At 73.5% G+C, this 656-nt stretch carries 2 protein-coding genes; one reads left to right on the top strand and one right to left on the bottom strand.

What is annotated here, in order from left to right:
* On the top strand, nucleotides 1-429 hold a 429-nt coding region (locus IEY81_RS23920), incomplete at its 5' end, for an imine reductase family protein (protein WP_444544160.1).
* A gap of 1 nt (nucleotide 430) precedes the next feature.
* Here IEY81_RS23920 and IEY81_RS23915 read toward each other — a convergent pair.
* Nucleotides 431-656 (bottom strand): hypothetical protein (locus IEY81_RS23915; RefSeq protein WP_229788131.1); only part of this gene is annotated, 226 nt, incomplete at its 5' end.

The following is a 656-nucleotide window of genomic DNA, read 5'->3' as shown; positions in this document are numbered from 1 at the left end:
CGGATCGGGTCCGTCCGCTACCTCGGTGAGGATCCCGGTCTGGCCCAGCTGATGTACCAGGCCAACCTGGACGTCTTCCTGACCTCCCTCTCCGCGCTCCTCCACGGGGTCGCGCTGCTCGAGACGGGCGGCATCAAGCCGACCGCCGCCCTGCCGGAACTGATGCAGACCCTCGCCGGCATCCCACCGATGCTCGCCGCCGGCGAGGACCTCGCCGCGCAGCTCGAAGCCGGCGAGCACCCCGGCCACCTGAGCACCGTGACGATGATGGGCGCCACCGCCGACCACCTCGTGGCGGCCAGCGAGGCGGCCGGCATCGACGCCGACCTCCCCCGCGCCGTCCAGGCACACTACGCCTGGGCCCGCTCCCGCGGTCACGGCGCGGAGAACTGGTCCCGGATCATCGACGCGATCCGTCCGTACGCCTGATCTACGCCTGGGCGGCCCGGGCGTCGGGGGTCTCCTGGCCCGGCGCCGTCCAGGCCGGCGCGCTCCCGTGCAGCGCGTCGAGCCGCTCGAGCTTCGCCTTGGTCTCCGCGGTCCCAGGCAAGAGCACGACCAGCCGCGTACGCCGGGCGTCGTCGAGCCACATCCCCTGGAAGACGATGTCGAGCGGGCCGGCGGTGGCCGAGAGGTAGCGGCGGTGCTGGGTGCGT

The sequence above is a fragment of the Nocardioides luteus genome, assembly GCF_014648595.1.
Lineage (GTDB): Bacteria > Actinomycetota > Actinomycetes > Propionibacteriales > Nocardioidaceae > Nocardioides > Nocardioides luteus.
Note: the sequence above shows the minus strand (reverse complement) of the source record. Positions and strands in the feature narration are given on the sequence as shown.